We start from the raw sequence: 17330 nt of genomic DNA, 5'->3' as shown, positions 1-17330 counted from the left end.
TGTGAGGGCAAGCTGCATGCTCACGCGCCGACGTCGACTGTCGGGCGGTATCGCGACGGTGCCGCAGTCCTTGGTCTAGTGGCGAGACGTTGTGGCCACCAGCTCCGTTCGCGCAGCAAAGTAGCGATGGCGGGTACGGTCAGCGTCCGGACCAGGAAAGTATCCAACAGCAGTCCGCAGCCAATGATGAGGCCGGTCTCGATCATGATCGCGACCGAGCCGATCATCAAGCCGAACATGCTCGCGGCGAAGATCAGGCCGGCGGAGGTGATGACCGAGCCTGTGGTGGCGACCGTCCGTAGAACGCCGATACGCAGATTGCTGCCGCTCTCCTCCCGCAGTCGCGATACCAGTAACATGTTGTAGTCGGCACCGACTGCCACCAGAATGATGAAGGCTAATAGCGGTACAGGCCAGGCGATTTCATGACCGAGTATCCATTGGAAAACGATGACTCCGATGCCGAGTGAGGCGAGGTAGTTCAGCACCACGGTGCCAAGGAGATACAGCGGTGCCACGAGCGCGCGCAGTAGCACCACCAGGATGAGTCCAACGATGACCAGGGTGGCGATGGCAAGTTGGATGAAGTCGGACGAGAGCAGACGCTGGATATCAGAATTGACCGCGGGGAAGCCGGCGACAGAGATCGTGGCGTTCGCCAGCGAGGTGTTCGGCCTGGCTCCATCGGCGACTTGGGTCATCTGGCGGGCAAGGTCCATCGCTTCGACGCTGTAGGGATCGTTGCTGGTCTCCACTGCGAATCGCGCCGTTTTCCCATCGGGTGACAGGAACTGCTTTGCGACGTCGGCGAATTGGCGGTTCGCAAAGGCGTCTGCGGGCAGGTAGAAGCCGGACGCGGCATCCGAACCCGCGGACGCGCGAGACGAGTTCTGAAGCTGGGTGGCGATTTGGCTCATACCGGATAGCATCTCAATATTGCTGTCCGCCAGCGTCTTTACCCCATCGGCCAGCGCGCGGGAACCGGAGGCGAGCTGGCTGATGCCGTCTTGTAGCCGGGTGATGTTGGCCGCGAGATCGGCGGGCTTTCCCAGCGCGCCGAATGCCTTGTTCATGGCATTGACGGCAGTCTGAACGTCGGCGATGGTGCCGGTTACGGTGGCGTTGGTGGCGGGGTCGTAGCGGTCACCCAGCGCGGCGACCTGGGAGAAGAATCCGTTGTTTCTCAGAGCAACCAGGATCTGGACCTGGTCGCGGATTTGAGCGCATTGGGGAGTTGTGACGCACCAGGGTGACCCATTGAGCAGGTCGACGAGCGGGTTCAGGGTGTCGATGGCGCCTTGTGTGCGTTCGGCCAGCGGGCGGATGCCTGGGCCGGCTTGTATTGCGTTGTCGATACTGGGGCTGGTCGCTGAGAGTTGGTGCAGAAGTGGGGCAAACCGTTGGAAGTCCTGGCCGGCGGACTGTGCTTGGGTGAGCACTGGGCCTAATGGTTTCAGTGCGGTCCGTACAGATGTGTCGAGCTGCGCGAGTCCGTTGGCCAGTTGGTTGGCTCCATCGGTGAGCTTGGCGAGGTCATCGCGGCGGGAATTGCCATCGGCGACGGCACCGGCCATCTTGTCGCCGATTTGCCTGTTCTGCCACGATAATTGCGCTTGGTCAAGGCGGGTGCCTGCCGGACGGGTGACTCCGGATATCTTGACCACGCCGGGGATCTGGGAGATGCGCGATGCCATTTCGTCGAGGTCGGCCAGCCCTTTCCCGGTGCGCATGTCGACGGGGTTTTCGACCACTAGGAACTCGGTGATGACGACGTCTTTGCGAAAGTGTCGGTCGAGGAGCTGGTAGCCCTCATTGCTAGCCGTGGTGGGAGGTTGTCCTTTTCGGTCGTCGTAGCTGATCTTCATCGTGGCAGCTGCACCGGAAAGAGCCAGGAGGATCATCAAGCTAGCAACGAGCAACGGCCGAGGGTGACGCACGACCGCCACAGCGACGCTGTTCCAGTACCGGCGGGTGCGGTCGGGCTTGGGTTCACCGATACCGCGTCGGGCCGCCAACGCCAACACTGGCGGCAACAGTGTCACCGTAGCCAGGAAGCCCACAAGTACGGCAACCGCGCACGCTGGTCCCAATCCGGCGAACACGCTCAGCGTGGCGAAGACCATGGCCAGAAAAGCCAGGGCGACAGTAGCTGCCGACGCGAAGATCACTCGTCCGATGCTGGCCGTCGCGTGAATGACAGCGAGATCGGCAGGGGTACCGGCGCGCCGCTGTTCGTGGTACCGGCTGATCAAAAAGACTGTGTAATCGGTTCCTGCGCCGAGAAGGATCGCGGTCATGAATGCCACGGTGAACTGCGAAACCGGCATGCCCAGCTGCCCGAATGCGGACAAGACACCACGGCCGACGGCCAGACTCAGCCCGATGACTAGCAAGGGCAATAACGCGGTAAACAACGACCGGTAGACCATCAGCAGGATCAACGCGATCAACCCGGCCGTTGCGATCGAGATGAACAGCAAATCGTGTTCGGCAGAAGCGATTTGGTCACTGAAGGTTGCCGGGGGACCGGTCACGCGGACGGTGATGTCCGACCCGTCGAAGGCGCGTTGGGCGGTGGCGCGGACTGCCTGCACCGATTCCGCTGCAGTGGGATCACCCAGAGTCCCGGCCACCCCCACCGGTAGGAACCACGCTTTGCCGTCTGCGCTGACGGCTTGTGCCTTCATCACGGGATCGGCCAGCAAGTCCTGCACCAGCAGCACGTGGGCGTGATCGGCTCGAAGGCGCTCGACGAGCCTCGAGTATCGATCCCGCGCCTGCTGCGTCAGCCCAGCGGGGCTTTCCATGGCGACGAACAGCATCGTCTTCGACCCTTGCTCGCCGAACGCAGCGCTCATGCGGTCAACAGTCTGAAATGACGGCACGTCCCGGGGAATGAGGTCGACCGACTGTCGCCGCACAACGGTTTCGAGCTGTGGGAACAACAGCGCTAGCACCACTGCAATGGCGAGCCACCCACCGATCACGAGCGCCTTGTGGTGAACCGTGAAGGCGGCAAGCCTGGCCAGCCGCGCACTGTATTCCGGCGACGCTGCGGGGTCGGCAAGACGGACGCGTCGAGAAACGGTCCCGACACCGTGGACATCATCAGCCACCGTCACGCCCCCTCAAGAGTGGAACTATCGGTATAGCACCGATACTAACGGTTTCCTATTTGCCCGCGCGACCCCCGGGCAAACGGCGGCTATCTCGGCAACCCGGCTCCGAATCATCGAATCAATTTGCAGCACCGTCAGTTTCGTCATCGACCAGGTCATGGCGAACGACGCGCACACGTCCATGCGGGAGGCAAGCCATGTAGCCATGCCGTTTGCCGTACAGCTCCCACGCCGTCTCGTGGCTGTCGGGATCGACATCGATGCAATGCCCGCGGGAGAAGCCCAAATGCAGCGCCCCCTCGTCATCGCACCAGGCCCGTGTGCACACTGCGCCGGCCAAATCGAGTAGTGGACGCTCCTGAGCCGACACCCGGGCGGGATCGATAAGCACTTCTTCGGACGGATGCGACCCGATCGCCGGCAAGGTCAGCCTCATGGGCCGCGCGATGACGAGTTCGTTGTAGTCGTCGAGACTCAGAACCAGGCCTTCTCGCAACGAAACTCGCTGGACGGTGCGCTGTTCGATCCACTGCGTATGCATGTCGGTCTCCTGTTCAACACTCCGATGTGTTGTATTTATGGTACTGCTAGTATCGGAGCGATACCAGAAGGTCCTATTTTGCAGCTCGTGGGTGCGGCGGTGGTGCTGTGCATTTTGCTGCGACGGGCACGGCGGGCAACTTCGAGCAAACGAGTCGTTGGGGACCATTCGTCAAGGGGTGCGTTCCTTGTCGGATCCCGCAGCGACCGCGCTATTGGCGTTCGGCATTCTCGTGACCTGGCCGACCGTCGCTTACATCAGCACGCGCCCCTGGGCGTCGCGTGTCCTGGTGACTGCATGCCACGACCCGGCCGAGCTTGAACGTGCCCGGGACAAGCTCTCCCTCTAGCTCGATTTAGACAACCTCGTCGAGGAAATCGATGACGGCTTCGGAGAACGCGTCGTTGTCGTCTCCAGCGATCATGTGACCAGCGTCGGTCACGTCCACCGTGCGCGCGTGCGGCACGAGGTCGACGAAGTCGTTCACTGTCTCCTCCGACACCACGTCCGACAACAGCCCCCGCACAAGAAGCGTAGGAGCAGATACCTGCCGTGCGCCGTCGATCAACACCATGCTCATCCGGTCGAACTCCGCTGCGCCCTCATCTGGATTACCTTGCAGGAAGCCAAAATTCGACGCCACAAAGGCCGGATCCCACCGCCATACCCAACGGTCGTCGGCGCGCTGCTGCAAGACCTTCCGTAGTCCGTCGAGGCTGCTTGGCTTCGATCTGTGTGGGTTGTACGCGGCGATAACCTCGGCGGCAGACTCAAGATCGGCGAAACCGTCGGGGTGCGCCGCCATGAATGCGACGACGCGCCGTGCGCCCTGCATCTCCATGCGTGGAGTGATGTCCACCAGCACCACGGCGTCCCACAGGTCAGGTGATGCGAGTAGGTGAGTGCCCAGGATCGTCAGACCGCCGAGGGAAGCTCCAATGGCCACAACAGGGTGCCCACCTGCCGCGTGCGAACGCACCGCGAGCAGGTCGCCGCCGAGTCGATCAAGGTCATAGCGGCCATCCGGGTCCCAGTCACTATCCCCGTGTCCGCGCGCATCGTAGGCCGCCGCGAGGTAGCCGCGTGCGTGTAAGCGCTGCGCTGTCGCATCCCACGCATGACGGCTTTGGCCTCCTCCGTGTAGCAGCAATACGGCTGCCCGCGGCTTCGCGCACGGATACAGGTCGACCGCCAAGGAGACTCCGTCGGTGGTGGGCACTCGCTGGAGGACAGGTCTTACCCTGCGCCGCCTGCCGAGCCCGGGGGACATCACGAGGCCGCCTTCTGGCCCACAACAGTCACAGTGCCCTGGGCAGCGCACACAGCCCGCCCGTCGTTGGTAATATCGATTCTCGCGACACCGCTGCTCTTCCCGAGCGAGATGATCTCGGCTACCGCGACGCACGTGCCGCTGGACACCGGTCGGAGTAGGTTCAGCTTGAATTCGGTGGTCGCAACCCAGGATCCGGCAGGAATGACGGGATAGAACACGACGCCGAGACAGTGGTCAACGAGCGCCGACAGACAGCCACCGTGCAACGAGCCGAAGGGCGTCTTTAAGTCGTCCCGGGCGTCCATCTCGACGACGAGGCGTCCCGCTAAGAAATCGGTATGACGAAATCCTAAGTAGCCAGCCAGGCCGCCGGCCGTCAACGCCGCCCCTTTTAACTGGTTGGCGACCTGCGCGTCGAATGCGGCGAAGTTCGCGGACATGTTCACCTCTCCTCGGTGTGGGGGCTGGTGTTTGAGACACTACGCCTGACTTGTTACATCACGTTGCGTCTTGGCCAGAGACGATTGCGGGTAGAAGAAGACGTTGCAGATAGGTGCGCAGTCCGTCTCTGCTTCGATCCCTTGGGCCACGAACGGTGAGCAGACTCAGCACGGTGCGAAGTATCCATTCCGCGGCGTCATCAACGGAGACCCCGGGCGCCAACTGGTTCCAGTGCGTCGCGAAGAGAGGCCGAAGAAACTCGGTGACGAGTTCGAAAAGCATGGTCGATGTTCCCTCGGCAAGGCCCACACCCGCGAGTTCACGATCGCTGCCGAATAGGACGCCGATGATGGGCCTTCGGCGGGCCGCAATCACAGTGTGATCGATGAAATCAACGATCGCAGAACCTAAGTCACTATGGCCGGACAACCGCGGTTCCATCCGGCGTAGGTATTCTTCGGTGGCGCGAATGATGACCCCAGAGATCACGGCCTCGCGACTCGCGAAGTACCGGTAAACCGTCGCCCGTGACACACCGGCATTTCTGGCGATGTCCTCCATAGTGGTGCCTGCGAGACCCTGCACCTCAAGGCAGCGCTCAGCGGCGTCGAGCAATCGGTCGCGCCCTGATCTCCCATCCGCCGCAGCGGACGCGCCCCAGCGCAATGACTTTGTCGCCACGTGATCAGTATGCACACGACTCAGCACTACGCGATCAACTATGCAACAGAGTTTCTAATCTGTCTCAGATAAAGGCACTCCTGGGCCCCTGAGAGGGGCCCCGCCTGACCACGAGCGTGGTTGTTCGCGGCACCGTTCTCTGCTGGGACCACTTTGGGGCCAAACGGCTTGCGCGATGCCGAACGGCGTGCGCGTCCGTCAATGTCACGAGCTGCCCTGAAACCATTACAACTGCTGCTGAACTGCGAAAACGTGCCACCGCCGCTTCCCGGGGGTCGCGTGGTCCTACGTAACACGGGCCGCTTAGATGCGACCTCGCCTAGCCGTCGGTGTCGGTAACCTGTTCAGCGGAAACAACTTTCAGCAGTTTGTCGCGGGCGGCGCAAAGCCCATCTAATGCTGAATTGAAGTCAAGCGCGGCATCGGCCAGCGAGGCGCGGCCGGCTGGATGACCGTGTGCCGCCAGCACCCGTGCTGCATATCGGAGATCGGTCGTGTAATGAATGAGGTCCACGATGTAGCGGGTGGTCGCGGTCGGCGCCGCGCCTTGAGGGCGCTGGAGGTTGCTGGACATCAGGCTTGTCCAGTCTGCGATTGCGCGGCGGTCGAAACTGTACAGCCCCTCGAGCATCCAACGTCGCCACCGGGCTGGACGGCCGCTACGAGCACCGGAAGGAAGCGGTGAGGAAGCCATCAATCGAGCCTAAGAGCTCACCCAGCGTTTTTCTGGGCCCATAAGCAGCGGTCTGAAGCGGCAATCGCCCCGTAAGCCGACCTTTGCCCACCGACGCCGAGACGCCTGTTGTCACGAGACCCCGGCGGCGGTCGCGACGCGCAGCTGGTCGGCTGCCACCCTCCATTTCCGAAGTGTCTGGCCCGCTGATCGGCCGAGTAAAGAGCGCCTTCGGCGCGACTTCGTCGTGGCTTCGCCACCCTTGACACAACCGATCGCAGCGACAGGACGGCCGCATGGGGAGCGGCCCGTTAGTGGCACCGCTTTTACGAGGCGAGTGACGACAGTTTTGACGACAACGCTGACGACAGTTGCTGCCTCAACGACGTCCCCTACACGACAACTTGCGACCTATCGTGCCTGGTCACGGACTCTGCCCGCTCCTGGCAGTGTGGGGGTCAGGGGTTCGAGTCCCCTTAGCTCCACTTTTGGAAACCCGCTCCGACTTCGGTCGAGGCGGGTTTCTGGTTTGCGGACGAGGTTGCTGTTCGTCGAATGTGCGGTGTGATACGCGGACGGCGGCGTGGTGCGCATGAGACCGCACGGTCGCGAGGTCTGTGGCCTAGGTCGGCGCGTGGCAGCTCACGCCTTTTCGTTCGCAGTGCAATTAACTCTTCCGCGGCTTGCCGCCCGTCGGTACTTTGCCTAATCAGACGTATTGCCCTCTCTCCTAACGACGACGTTCGACCGAGGGCTGATTCCACCTGACGACACCCGAGGCTCAGCCGCGCTGACGCCTCTACTCAGTGCGACCCGATAACTCCTAAACCGGAGTCCCGCATACGCATTGGCGATGCGCTCCATGACGACAACTACGGATACATGAGATGACACTGGCGACCGGTCGAAAAAGAATCCTCGACGATGTGACACAGACGGTGGGGAACACCCCGCTCGTGCGGCTGAACCATCACTTCACCCTCGAGAACACAGAGCTCCTCGTGAAGCTCGAGTTCCTCAATCCAACTGCGAGCGTGAAGGATCGGCTGTCCATCGGCGCCATCGACTTCGCGGAGAAGAACGGGCAGCTCAGCCCGGGAGGCACGATCGTCGCCGCGAGCAGTGGCAACCTCGGCATCGGGCTCGCGGCGGCAGGAGCCAGCCGCGGATACCGCGTCGTGATCGTCATCTACGAGGACACGAGCTACGAGCGCAAGGTCTACATCCAGAACCTCGGTGCCGAGCTCGTGCTGACCCCGAAGGCCGACGGCGTGCGAGGCTCGGTGGAGGAGGCGGAGCGAATCGCAGCGAGGACACCGGGCGCGTTCTTCGTCAATCAGTTCATCATCCCCATCAACCGCGAAATACACCGACAGACAACGGGACCCGAAATCTGGGAGGACACCGCAGGCGAGATCGACGCCGCGATCCTCGGTGTCGGCTCGGGCGGGACGATCAGCGGAGTCGGTACGTTTCTGAAGGAGAAGAATCCGGGGATCAAGATTTTCGCGGTGGAACCGGACAATTCCGCGGTACTCAGCGGCGAGGAGTTCAACCCGCACACGATCTACGGTCTGGGGCCCAACTTCAAGAGTCCGAACTTCGCCGACGAGGTGGTCGACGAGATCCTGCGGGTCACCGAGAAGGATGCGGCAACCACCGCGCGCGATCTCGCCAGGTACGCCGGGATCTCCGCAGGCGTCAGCGGCGGAGCCGCGGTCGCCGCGGCCCGGCAGATCGCCGAACGTCGGGACCCGTCGCTCCGCACGATCGTCGCGCTCATTCCGGATTCCGCCGACCGCTACATCTCGAGCTACCTGTTCCAGGAAGCGTTCGACGAGAACGGAGTACGTCGTACCGATGTCTGAACAGGTGCACACGCTCGACGAGCGGGCTGCACGCCTGCGTCAACCGGGTAAGCAGTTCAGCCTGGGATTCTTCACCCAGGTGCCCGGCCCTGCCGATAGGACTGCGCGCAGGACGTACGACGAACTCGTGGAGACCATCGTCGCCGCCGAGGAGATCGGCTACGACAGCGTCTGGATCGGGCAGCATCACTTCAGTCCCGAGGACGGCAGTGTTCCGTCGCCGCTGGTCGTTCTGGCGGCCGCCGCGGCGAGGACCACGCGGATCCAGCTCGGCACCGCGGTGATCGCGCTGCCGTTCGAACACCCGATCAGGCTCGCCGAGGACCTGTCGGTACTCGACGAGATCTCCGGCGGCCGGGTCCAGGTCGGATTGGGCGGAGCCAGGGGAGATCTACAGGCGTTCACCACGTTCGGTGTCGATTTCGCGGAACGGCACGAGTTGTTCGACCGCCATCTCGCCACACTGCAGCATCTGCTGGAACAGCGACCCTGTACCGATTTCGTCAAGGCGACCAACCCCGCTCCTACGGCTCAGGCGCGGCTCAGTGCATCGGATTCCGTTGCCGGGCAACAGGCGACCGCCGACCAAGACCCGAAGCGTCTCTTCCCGAACGCGCCGACGCTGCGGCGCCGGCTGTGGCAGACCGCGAGCAGCGAGGACAGGGCGCGCAAGATCGCACGAAACGGCAACGGTCTGATGATCGGCGCGTTCCACGACCATGTCATTCACCATCAGCTCCCGTACATCGTCGGCTACCTCGAAGAGTGGGCAGCGCTCAACGGCAATCTCGATGACGCGCGAATAGGTGCACAGAGATTCACCTATCACGGTGAGAGTGCGGATGCGGTGGCCGAAGCGCTCGATGCGCACGTCGCGTCCACGCAACGAGGCCTTGCGGACAGGTTCCCGCAACTGGGGGCCGCGTCGCCCAGGGAGTACCTGAAGACGGTGGCACGCACCGGTTCTGCGCGAGAGATCGTGCAGCAGCTGCAGGACGATCCCGCCCTGTTCGGTTTTGTGACCGATTTCTTCCCCACGACCGGACTGTTCCCGTCGGTGCGGGAGGGCACCGCCGGAGCGGACCTCGACGTCGAGCGGCTGCGCCTGTTCGCCGAGGACATCGCGCCGGAGCTGGGCTGGAAACCGGCTGTCGTCCAATGAATTTCCGCGCTCGGTAGCGCTGCAACCCCTCACACTCGTCAAGGAGCCATCGATATGCCCAACCTCGAATTCATACAGCAGTCAGGCGCATTGGGATATGCGCTGCTCTTCGGTCCCGGCATCGTCTTGCTGCTCATCGCGCTGGCGGTCAAAGGGGCGGTCAAGACCACGCACAACTTCGTGATCTCTGGCCGGCTCCTCGGATTCGGGTTCGGTGTCGCCTCGCTCATCTCGGTGTGGACGTGGTCGATGGCCGTCATGCTGTCTTCGGCTCAGGCCTACACCTGGGGTACCTCGGGGCTGGTCTGGTTCATCGTGCCGAACGGGCTCGCGGTGATCATCATGGTGCCGTTCGCCCTGAAACTGCGGCAGAAGATGCCGTCGGGCTACACGCTCGCGGAGTTCATCCGCGCGCGCTTCCAGAACTCGATCAGCAGCGTGGCGACACTGGTTTTCCTTATCGGCGCCCTGCTCGGGGTCATCATGATCAACCTCGCCGGCCTGGTGCTGATCATGAACAAGATCTTCGGGCTCTCACCGTTCAGCATCGTGGTCACCGGCATCATCGTCGTGACCGTGTACTCCTACTTCGGCGGGCTGACGACCTCCGCGGTCACCGGAACCTTGAATACGCTGCTGCTGGGCGTCGGCTCCTCCGTCGTGGTGCTGTTCGCCCTGGCGAAGGCAGGTGGTGCCGAACTCGTCTTCGACAAGGTCCAAGCCCTCGAAGACCAGCACCTGAATCCGTTCGATCCGGTCACCGCCGCCAGCTTCGGCCTTGCCCTGGCGCTCGGGCTGCTGACCAACGTCATCGCCGATCAGTCGTTCTGGCAGCGGGTGTGGGCCATCCGCCCCAAGGACCTCGGCCGCAGCTTCCTCTGGGCGGGGGTGTGGTTCTACCCGATTCCGTTGGCGCTCGGCCTGCTCGGTTTCATCGGTGTCGCCTACGGCGTGACGCCGGCACAGCTGGGATCGCTGGGTGCGGGTGCGATCGGACCGCACGTCATTGCCAGCCTGGGTTTGCCGGTGTTCATCATCGCGCTCTACACCCTGGTGGTCGTCAACGCGTGCTTCGCGGCCATCGACGGAGCCCTCTCGGGTGTGACCTCGCTGGTCGCCGTGGACATCGTGCACCGCTACTGGCCCAAGGTATCCGAGCGCACGCTGCTCACCATCACCAAGACGAGCATGATCGTGGCGGCGGCCATCGCAGGCGGCGTCGTGCTCACCGGCATCGACTATGTGAACCTGGTGACCACGGTGTACTTCTACGGCACCAGCCTGCTCATCCCGGTCACCCTCAGCATCTTCTGGTCGCGCATGACGGGAACCGGTTACGTCGCCGGCGTGTTGGCGGGCATCCTCGTCGGTGGTCCGCTGCGCGAGACGCTCGGGCCCACCTACGGACCGCTGTTCGGGATCATCGGATTGATCGCGGCATCGGCGATCGTGTCGGTGGTGGTCAGCCTTCGCGCCAACACCCGGTTCGATTTCGCGACCCTGGCCGACGGTACGGCGGCCCTTCTCGAACGTGACGCCGCAACGGCGGCAAAGAAAACGGCCGCCGCCGAGCTGGCCGGCCAGCAGTAGTCGACCACGCGAAAGGCATTCTCGTGACTCTCTTTTACATCGGCGCGGCCATCGGCGCGGTGCTGGCCGTCGTCTACCTCATCGTCGGCGGCTTGAGCTTCCTGCGCATCCGGCGAGAGCTGGCCGCCGGCACCGGTATCGACGAACTCGATCGTGAACTCGACGCGTCCGAGGTGGCGCTGGTTCCCGGCTTCACCTGGAAGGCGACCGTCGCTGTACTGACATCGCTTGTGCTACTCGTCATCGCCTCGTACAGCGGCGCCTTCTGGTACGTGCTGGCGTTCAGCGGCCTCGGCACCGCCGCGGCGGTCATCGTGGCCTTTGTCATCGAGCTGCGTGGCGACCGGGTTGGGATTGTGAAGTGACGCAGGACAAGAGAAAAGCTCACCTGCTGGGTTTCGTCCAGCACGGCGTGATGAATCACGCATCGACGATGTGGGCGCACCCCCGCGACAAGGTCGGCTACCACTGGTCGCGGCCCGAATACTGGCGCGACCTCGGCCGCATCATGGAGCGTGGATTGTTCGACGCGATGTTCATCGCCGACGAGCTCGCGCCGTACACCACGTACAAGGGCAACTCCGATCCCGTCGTGAAGTATGCGGGCCAGTGTCCGGTGCACGAGCCGGCCACACTGGTGCCGATCGTCGGGGCATTCACCAAGCACCTGGGGATCGGCATCACACTGTCGACATCGTTTGTGCCGCCGTACATGATGGCGCGTCACCTGTCGTCGCTCGATCACCTGACCGGTGGCCGCGTGGGCTGGAACATCGTGACGTCCTACTCCAAGAGCGAGTTCCAGGCGATGGGCAAGGACAATCTCACGCCGCGTGACAAGCGCTACGAGGTGGTCGAGGAGTACATGGAGATCCTCTACCAGCTATGGGATTCCTGGGATGACGACGCGATCGTCTACGACAGGGAGAACGGGATCTTCGCCGACCCGTCGAAGGTCCGCGAGATCGATTTCCAGGGACAGTTCTTCAAGTCGAAGGGCAGACACTTCGTCGCGCCGTCGCCGCAGAAGCGCCCGGTGCTCTGGCAGGCGGGTTCCTCGGACCAGGGCCGTGAATTCGCTTCCAAGCATGCCGAATCCGTGTTCGGCATCTTCCCCACGCCCAAAAGCATGCGGGCCTACGCCGACGACATCCGCACGCGCGCCGACGACCACGGCCGCGACCCGGAGTCGGTCAAGCTGATCTACGGCCTGCAGACGATCATCGACCGTGACAAGTCGCGGGCCAACGACAAGTACGCCGAGTTCGTCGAGAACGTACAGATCGAGAGCGCACTCGGAATTCTCTCCGGGCATACCGGTTTCGACTTCTCGACGCTCGGTCTCGACGACAACGTCGTCGACGCCGACGTGCAGGGAATCCGCGGGTTGTTCGATGCGATCCTCGAAGCCAAGGACGGGGCACCGGTCACCGTCCGCGAGGCGGCTCAGATCTACGGGGTGTCGATGGGCGCCCCGGTTGCGGTCGGCACGCCGTCAGATGTCGCTGACCAGATGGAGCAGTATCTCGACGACGGTGGGTGCAACGGCTTCATGCTCCTAGCCACCGACACACCCGGTTGCTTCAACGACGTGACCGAGCTACTCGTGCCCGAGTTGCAGCGACGCGGTCGGTACCGCACCCGCTATCCCGGCACGACCCTGCGAGAGAGCCTGCAGGAGTACTGACCCAATTGCGCTGGGCCCGCGCGGATTACCGCATGGCGAGCCCGCGACCGTCCACAGCAGATTGACAGCATTTGCGGTGTTAATTAACGATGCAAATAAGTCGATATATGGTTGAGGGCTAATATCGCCAAATAATGGACGTATACGTCAAATTATTGTTCAAAATTATTGACGCAATATTCGTCTTCATTCCGTAGCTAACTGTTACGGTCGTGCTTGTCCGCTTCTGAAGAGCTTAGGTGGACGTCACGAGTCGGGCGTGGGCCTGCACATACGGAGTTTCTGTACTGATCGCAGTGGTTGAGGCGTAGCCACTGTGGCCGGGGGTCCAATCTGCCTAGCTGGCAACTACTTTGTCTCCAGCTATCACACATCGATCAGTGCATCTATCACCGGATCGGGGGATCCGGACTCTGGAGGGAATCAACCATGTCCAAATCAAAGACGATTGGCAAACACCAAAAAGTAGAAGTCAGGCGGGCGATGGTGGCCAAAAGGGCTGCCGGCGGAGTGATGGTCGGTGCCGCCTTGACGGCCGGGGTATCCGGTGCATTCGGCGCGGCGACTGCGTCGGCTGCACCTGCTGCGCCGGCTTGCACTCTCGCGCAGTTGTGCAGTGCCTTGCCGGCCGCGTCACTGGTCGGAGACTCGGGGGCCGGTGCTGTCACGCAAGCACTCCTCCAAGCGAATGCCGCGCCCGGCGTCCCCGGCCTCGACCCATTGGTGGCCTTCAACACCTTCATCACGCCGATCCTGGCCAATCCGCTCACGCTGGTGTTCACGGCCGGATTGGTCGGTAACGGCGTGCTTCCCGGTCAGGACGGCGGATTTCTGATCGGCAACGGTGCGGCCGGCGTGCTTCCCGGCCAGAACGGCGGCAACGGTGGCCTGTTCTACGGCTTCGGCGGAGACAGCCTGGCCGGCGGCAACGGCGGCAATGCGGGGTTCATCGGTAACGGTGGCAACGCGGTGCTCGCCGGCAACGGCGGCAACGGCGGGTTGTTCTTGGGCAGCGGCGGCAACGCGCTGGTCAACGGCAACGGCGGCAACGCAGGGCTGGTCGGCAACGGTGGCACCAGTGTCGTTGGTGGCAATGGCGGTAACGGCGGCCTGATCTACGGTAACGGCGGCGACGGCGGTGCCGGCAACCCGCTCGCCATCGCCGACGGCGGCAAGGGCGGCAACGGTGGCTTCTACGGCAACGGCGGAAACGGCGGCGACGGAAGCATTCTCGGCGGGGCTGGCGGGGACGGCGGCAATTCCGGTGGCGTCGGCAACGGCGGCAACGGCGGCAATGCCAACGTCGACCCCGTGCTCGGGACCGCCTACAACGGCGGTAACGGCGGAACCGGTGGCCAGTTCTACGGCAACGGCGGTAACGGCGGTGACGGCAGCTCCAACCTCGTTGCGGTCGGCGATGCAACCGGCGGCAACGGTGGCGATGGCGGCGTGTCCGGGGCCATCGGTTACGGCGGCTCCGGCGGCTCCGGCGGTTCGGTGATCTCGGCGACCGGAGATGCTACCGGCGGCACCGGCGGCCGGGGCGCGGCGTCCGGTTTCGGCGGTAACGGCGGCAACGGCGGCACGGGTGGCAGCGGCACGGCTACCACCGGCAACGGTGTCGGCGGCGACGGCGGCAATGCCGGCCGGGGTGGTTCGTTCGCCGGTAACGGTGGCAAGGGCGGCACCGCCGGCAACGGTACATCGGTGAGCGGCAACGGAACTGGTGGTCTGGGCGGCAACGGCGGCGGTGGCGGTGCGTACACCGGCTCCGGCGGCCCCGGCGGAACCGGCGGCAAGGGTACGTCGGTCACCGGCGTCGGCACCGGTGGCAAGGGTGGCAACGGCGGCAGTGGCGGCGGCTTGGTCGGCAGCCGGCCCGGTGTCGGCGGCAAGGGCGGCACGGGCACGACCACCAACGGAGCCAACGGGCAGAACGGTCAATAGGGGGAGACCGTACTAGCAGGGATTGGTGGCTCCGGTCCGCGTCGGAGCCACCAATTCCGTTGCTCTGCTATCGATTTGAAAGCTTCATCACGCTTCCACATTCGCTGCAGTCGGCCATGGGAAGGTCTGGAACGGCCTGCACTGATTTGCAGTTGAAGCAACGCACCGTGCGCGTGGGTGCGCTCTGTGGTGGTGCTTTGCGATCGGCCAGCTTCATCACGCTGCCGCATTCACTGCAGTGCGCCATGGGGAGATCTGGAACCGTCTGCACTGTTTTGCAATTGAAGCACCGCACCTTGCGGGTGGCTGAAGTCTGCCGTGCCGCTTCGCGATTGGCCAGTGCATCGAATTCGAGGTAGGAGCCCGGCGTGGGAGTCGATGTGTGGCACTGCCAGCACTGGTATTGCGGCTGACCCATCGGCACGTTCTGGACGGCGTTGCAACGCGGGCATTGCACCGCGATCATGCCCGGGGGTGCCGGCGGAAGCTGCTTGGGCAGGCACGCCGCAATCGCCACGCCGAGGATGCCGAGCAGGCCGCCGAGTACCAACCCTTCGGCGACCCCGCGGTTCTTCCAGTTCTTGCTGATCGCCGCACCGACAACAGCGCACAGCACCCATAGGCCGAGTGTGTAGACGACGGTATGGCCGAGCCAGAAGGAATCAGCAGGGTTCATGTCAACGGGGCATCCCTTCGCGGGGAACCAGATCCGACGGTATCGACGATCTCGTCAATTATGGGCACCAGCGGATGGTAATCAGTTGGCTGTGACTCTGCTGCCAGTCCGCTGATCTCAGGAGCACAATGGGTACATGAACGGCGTCTTTGTCTTCGATGGAAACTGCGGGATGTGTACCCGGGCGCGCAACGGGCTGCTGCGACTCAACCGAACGGGACGTCTTGCGACCGAACCGATGCAGGCTCCCGGCGTGCGTGAGCGGGTCGGCGTCGATGCCGAACGGTTGCTGCAGAGCTCCTGGTGGCTGGACTCGTCCGGGGCCGTATTCGAGGGCGCGAAGGCGGTCAATGCCGCAATCTCGACGGCGTTGGGTACGCGGTTACCGCTTGTCGCCTACGGCATCCCGGGCGTAGGTCCTGTCCAAGAGATGGTCTATCGGTGGGTTGCTGCGCATCGGTATCGCTTTCGCGGGGTCACACCGCTCTGCGAATCGGACCCTCAACGTTGCACGGCCGCTTAGGCATTCACCGTTGCAGGCTTGCAGCCGCGTCGATGATCGTGTCGACGGCCGCACCGATGGCTTGCTGAAGGGACGGATCGCGAACCGTGGCCCCGAACGTCGAGAACGACCAGGCGGCTGCCGCGAATGCCGGAGCTAGGTCGACCAACTCATTCGGACGCGGCGGTCGTGGCGGGTCGTAGGGCCACGGTGCTGGGAAGAAGCGGGGGATCGTGCCGGTGCCATCGCCGTCGTCGACCTGCACCCACTCATCGACCGACCGCTTGATGACCGCGGCGCCGTCACCCCCTTGTGCCCTGACGGCGGCCGCGGCCTCTACGATCCGGCGGGCGACATCGCGAGTCGCGATCTGAACCTGTAGCTGGACGTCGTTCCACGGATCGTGAATGGTGCCGTGGCCCTTGCCAACCCAGGGTGGCTGCGGTGGAAACAGGACCTCCCACAGTCGGGGATCGATGCTTGCCAACAGCCGCATGAGCGTCGAACTTTCGATCGCCATCAGAAGCCCCCGTCTCATCAGACTGATACCTGACGCCAACGTACGGCGATCGCACCCGGTCGCGGTGAGTAAGGCGCTACCCGATCTGACTACCCGTAGCACTCGTTGGAACGAGTGCTCAATGATGCAGCGAGCGCTCGGCTCTGCCGAGGATGCTCTCGATCGCTTCGTGAATCGCGTTGTTCAGCGATGGATCGCGGATCGTTTCGGCGATCACCAAGAACGACCAGGCCGCCGCTGCAAATGCGGGAACCACGTCGACCAGATCATTCGCCCGCGAGGGCCGGGGTAGGTCGACCCACCACAATGGCGGAAAGAAGAGCTTGATCGGTACCAACCCGATGCCATCACCGTCATCGACGCTGACCCACTCGTCGACCGCGCTCGCGATCACGGCGGCACCGTCACCACCCTGCGTACTTGCGGCAGCGGCGGCGTCAACGATTCGGCGGGTCAGATCGCGAACCGCGATCTGAACTTCGAGCTGAAAGTCACTGCGTTCAGTACCCCACGGTTCGGCAGGGGACGCCACGGATCCGGCGGGCACGACCTCGCCCCACTTGGGTTGTGGAGGAAACAGAACATCCCATAGCCGGGGATCGATGCTGGCAAGCAGCCGCAAGTGCGTCGAGCTCTCCGTCGCTATAAGG

General features: G+C 63.5%; 16 protein-coding genes. 7 read left to right on the top strand and 9 right to left on the bottom strand.

The window, feature by feature from the left end; translation table 11 throughout:
- Positions 1 to 20: 20 nt before the first annotated feature.
- From EV580_RS06080 to EV580_RS06055, 6 genes are all read right to left on the bottom strand, one after another.
- Positions 21 to 3116 (bottom strand): MMPL/RND family transporter, encoded by a 3096-nt coding sequence (locus EV580_RS06080; protein ID WP_225509172.1) that lies wholly within the window; start codon positions 3114 to 3116, stop codon positions 21 to 23.
- A 121-nt stretch (positions 3117 to 3237) separates the two neighbouring features.
- Entirely contained in the window at positions 3238 to 3660 is a 423-nt protein-coding gene (locus EV580_RS06075) for a DUF6188 family protein (protein WP_036339711.1), read from the bottom strand.
- 355 nt (positions 3661 to 4015) lie between these two features.
- Positions 4016 to 4930, bottom strand: a complete 915-nt coding sequence (locus EV580_RS06070) for an alpha/beta fold hydrolase (RefSeq protein ID WP_047329672.1) — start codon at positions 4928 to 4930, stop codon at positions 4016 to 4018.
- The gene (locus EV580_RS06065) at positions 4930 to 5373 is read right to left on the bottom strand and encodes a PaaI family thioesterase (RefSeq protein WP_036345885.1); all 444 of its coding nucleotides are present in this window, start codon (positions 5371 to 5373) and stop codon (positions 4930 to 4932) included. The genes EV580_RS06070 and EV580_RS06065 overlap by 1 nt, the downstream gene beginning before the upstream one ends.
- 58 nt (positions 5374 to 5431) lie before the next feature.
- Positions 5432 to 6055: a TetR/AcrR family transcriptional regulator gene (locus EV580_RS06060; protein ID WP_225509170.1), complete on the bottom strand. Its 624-nt coding sequence runs from the start codon at positions 6053 to 6055 to the stop codon at positions 5432 to 5434.
- Positions 6056 to 6374: 319 nt separating this feature from the next.
- The gene (locus EV580_RS06055) at positions 6375 to 6686 is read right to left on the bottom strand and encodes a hypothetical protein (protein WP_225509169.1); all 312 of its coding nucleotides are present in this window, start codon (positions 6684 to 6686) and stop codon (positions 6375 to 6377) included.
- 968 nt (positions 6687 to 7654) lie between these two features.
- On the opposite strand from EV580_RS06055, the gene EV580_RS06050 reads away from it, so the two are divergent.
- The 6 genes from EV580_RS06050 (at position 7655) to EV580_RS33640 (ending at position 14982) form a co-directional block, all read left to right on the top strand.
- Positions 7655 to 8596, top strand: a complete 942-nt coding sequence (locus EV580_RS06050) for a PLP-dependent cysteine synthase family protein (RefSeq protein ID WP_286171464.1) — start codon at positions 7655 to 7657, stop codon at positions 8594 to 8596.
- Positions 8589 to 9758, top strand: a complete 1170-nt coding sequence (locus EV580_RS06045; RefSeq protein ID WP_133690181.1) for an LLM class flavin-dependent oxidoreductase — start codon at positions 8589 to 8591, stop codon at positions 9756 to 9758. The genes EV580_RS06050 and EV580_RS06045 overlap by 8 nt, the downstream gene beginning before the upstream one ends.
- Before the next feature lie 54 nt (positions 9759 to 9812).
- Complete coding sequence (locus EV580_RS06040) at positions 9813 to 11348, top strand: sodium:solute symporter family protein (protein ID WP_133690180.1); 1536 nt, start codon at positions 9813 to 9815, stop codon at positions 11346 to 11348.
- Positions 11349 to 11371: 23 nt separating this feature from the next.
- Positions 11372 to 11713, top strand: coding sequence for a hypothetical protein (locus tag EV580_RS06035; protein WP_133690179.1), 342 nt, complete (start codon positions 11372 to 11374; stop codon positions 11711 to 11713).
- Positions 11710 to 13035 carry an LLM class flavin-dependent oxidoreductase gene (locus EV580_RS06030; RefSeq protein WP_133690178.1) on the top strand — a complete coding sequence of 442 codons (1326 nt, stop codon included), beginning with the start codon at positions 11710 to 11712 and terminating at the stop codon, positions 13033 to 13035. The genes EV580_RS06035 and EV580_RS06030 overlap by 4 nt, the downstream gene beginning before the upstream one ends.
- Before the next feature lie 429 nt (positions 13036 to 13464).
- The gene (locus EV580_RS33640) at positions 13465 to 14982 is read left to right on the top strand and encodes a hypothetical protein (RefSeq protein ID WP_183516088.1); all 1518 of its coding nucleotides are present in this window, start codon (positions 13465 to 13467) and stop codon (positions 14980 to 14982) included.
- 67 nt (positions 14983 to 15049) lie between these two features.
- Here EV580_RS33640 and EV580_RS06020 read toward each other — a convergent pair whose 3' ends face one another.
- A complete protein-coding gene (locus EV580_RS06020) occupies positions 15050 to 15658 on the bottom strand; it encodes a hypothetical protein (protein WP_133690177.1) in 609 nt (202 codons plus the stop codon).
- A gap of 136 nt (positions 15659 to 15794) precedes the next feature.
- Here EV580_RS06020 and EV580_RS06015 point away from each other — a divergent pair, with 136 nt between their 5' ends.
- Positions 15795 to 16181 carry a thiol-disulfide oxidoreductase DCC family protein gene (locus EV580_RS06015; RefSeq protein ID WP_133690176.1) on the top strand — a complete coding sequence of 129 codons (387 nt, stop codon included), beginning with the start codon at positions 15795 to 15797 and terminating at the stop codon, positions 16179 to 16181.
- Positions 16182 to 16185: 4 nt separating this feature from the next.
- Here the strand turns inward: EV580_RS06015 and EV580_RS06010 are convergent, their stop codons facing one another.
- Both EV580_RS06010 and EV580_RS06005 read right to left on the bottom strand, forming a co-directional pair.
- Positions 16186 to 16680, bottom strand: a complete 495-nt coding sequence (locus tag EV580_RS06010; protein WP_286171463.1) for a hypothetical protein — start codon at positions 16678 to 16680, stop codon at positions 16186 to 16188.
- Between the two features lie 118 nt (positions 16681 to 16798).
- Positions 16799 to 17227: a hypothetical protein gene (locus EV580_RS06005; protein WP_286171462.1), complete on the bottom strand. Its 429-nt coding sequence runs from the start codon at positions 17225 to 17227 to the stop codon at positions 16799 to 16801.
- Positions 17228 to 17330: the final 103 nt, after the last annotated feature.

Origin of the sequence: Mycobacterium sp. BK086, from assembly GCA_004362315.1 — a bacterium.
Taxonomy (GTDB): domain Bacteria; phylum Actinomycetota; class Actinomycetes; order Mycobacteriales; family Mycobacteriaceae; genus Mycobacterium.
This window is presented reverse-complemented; position numbering and strand designations above follow the sequence as displayed.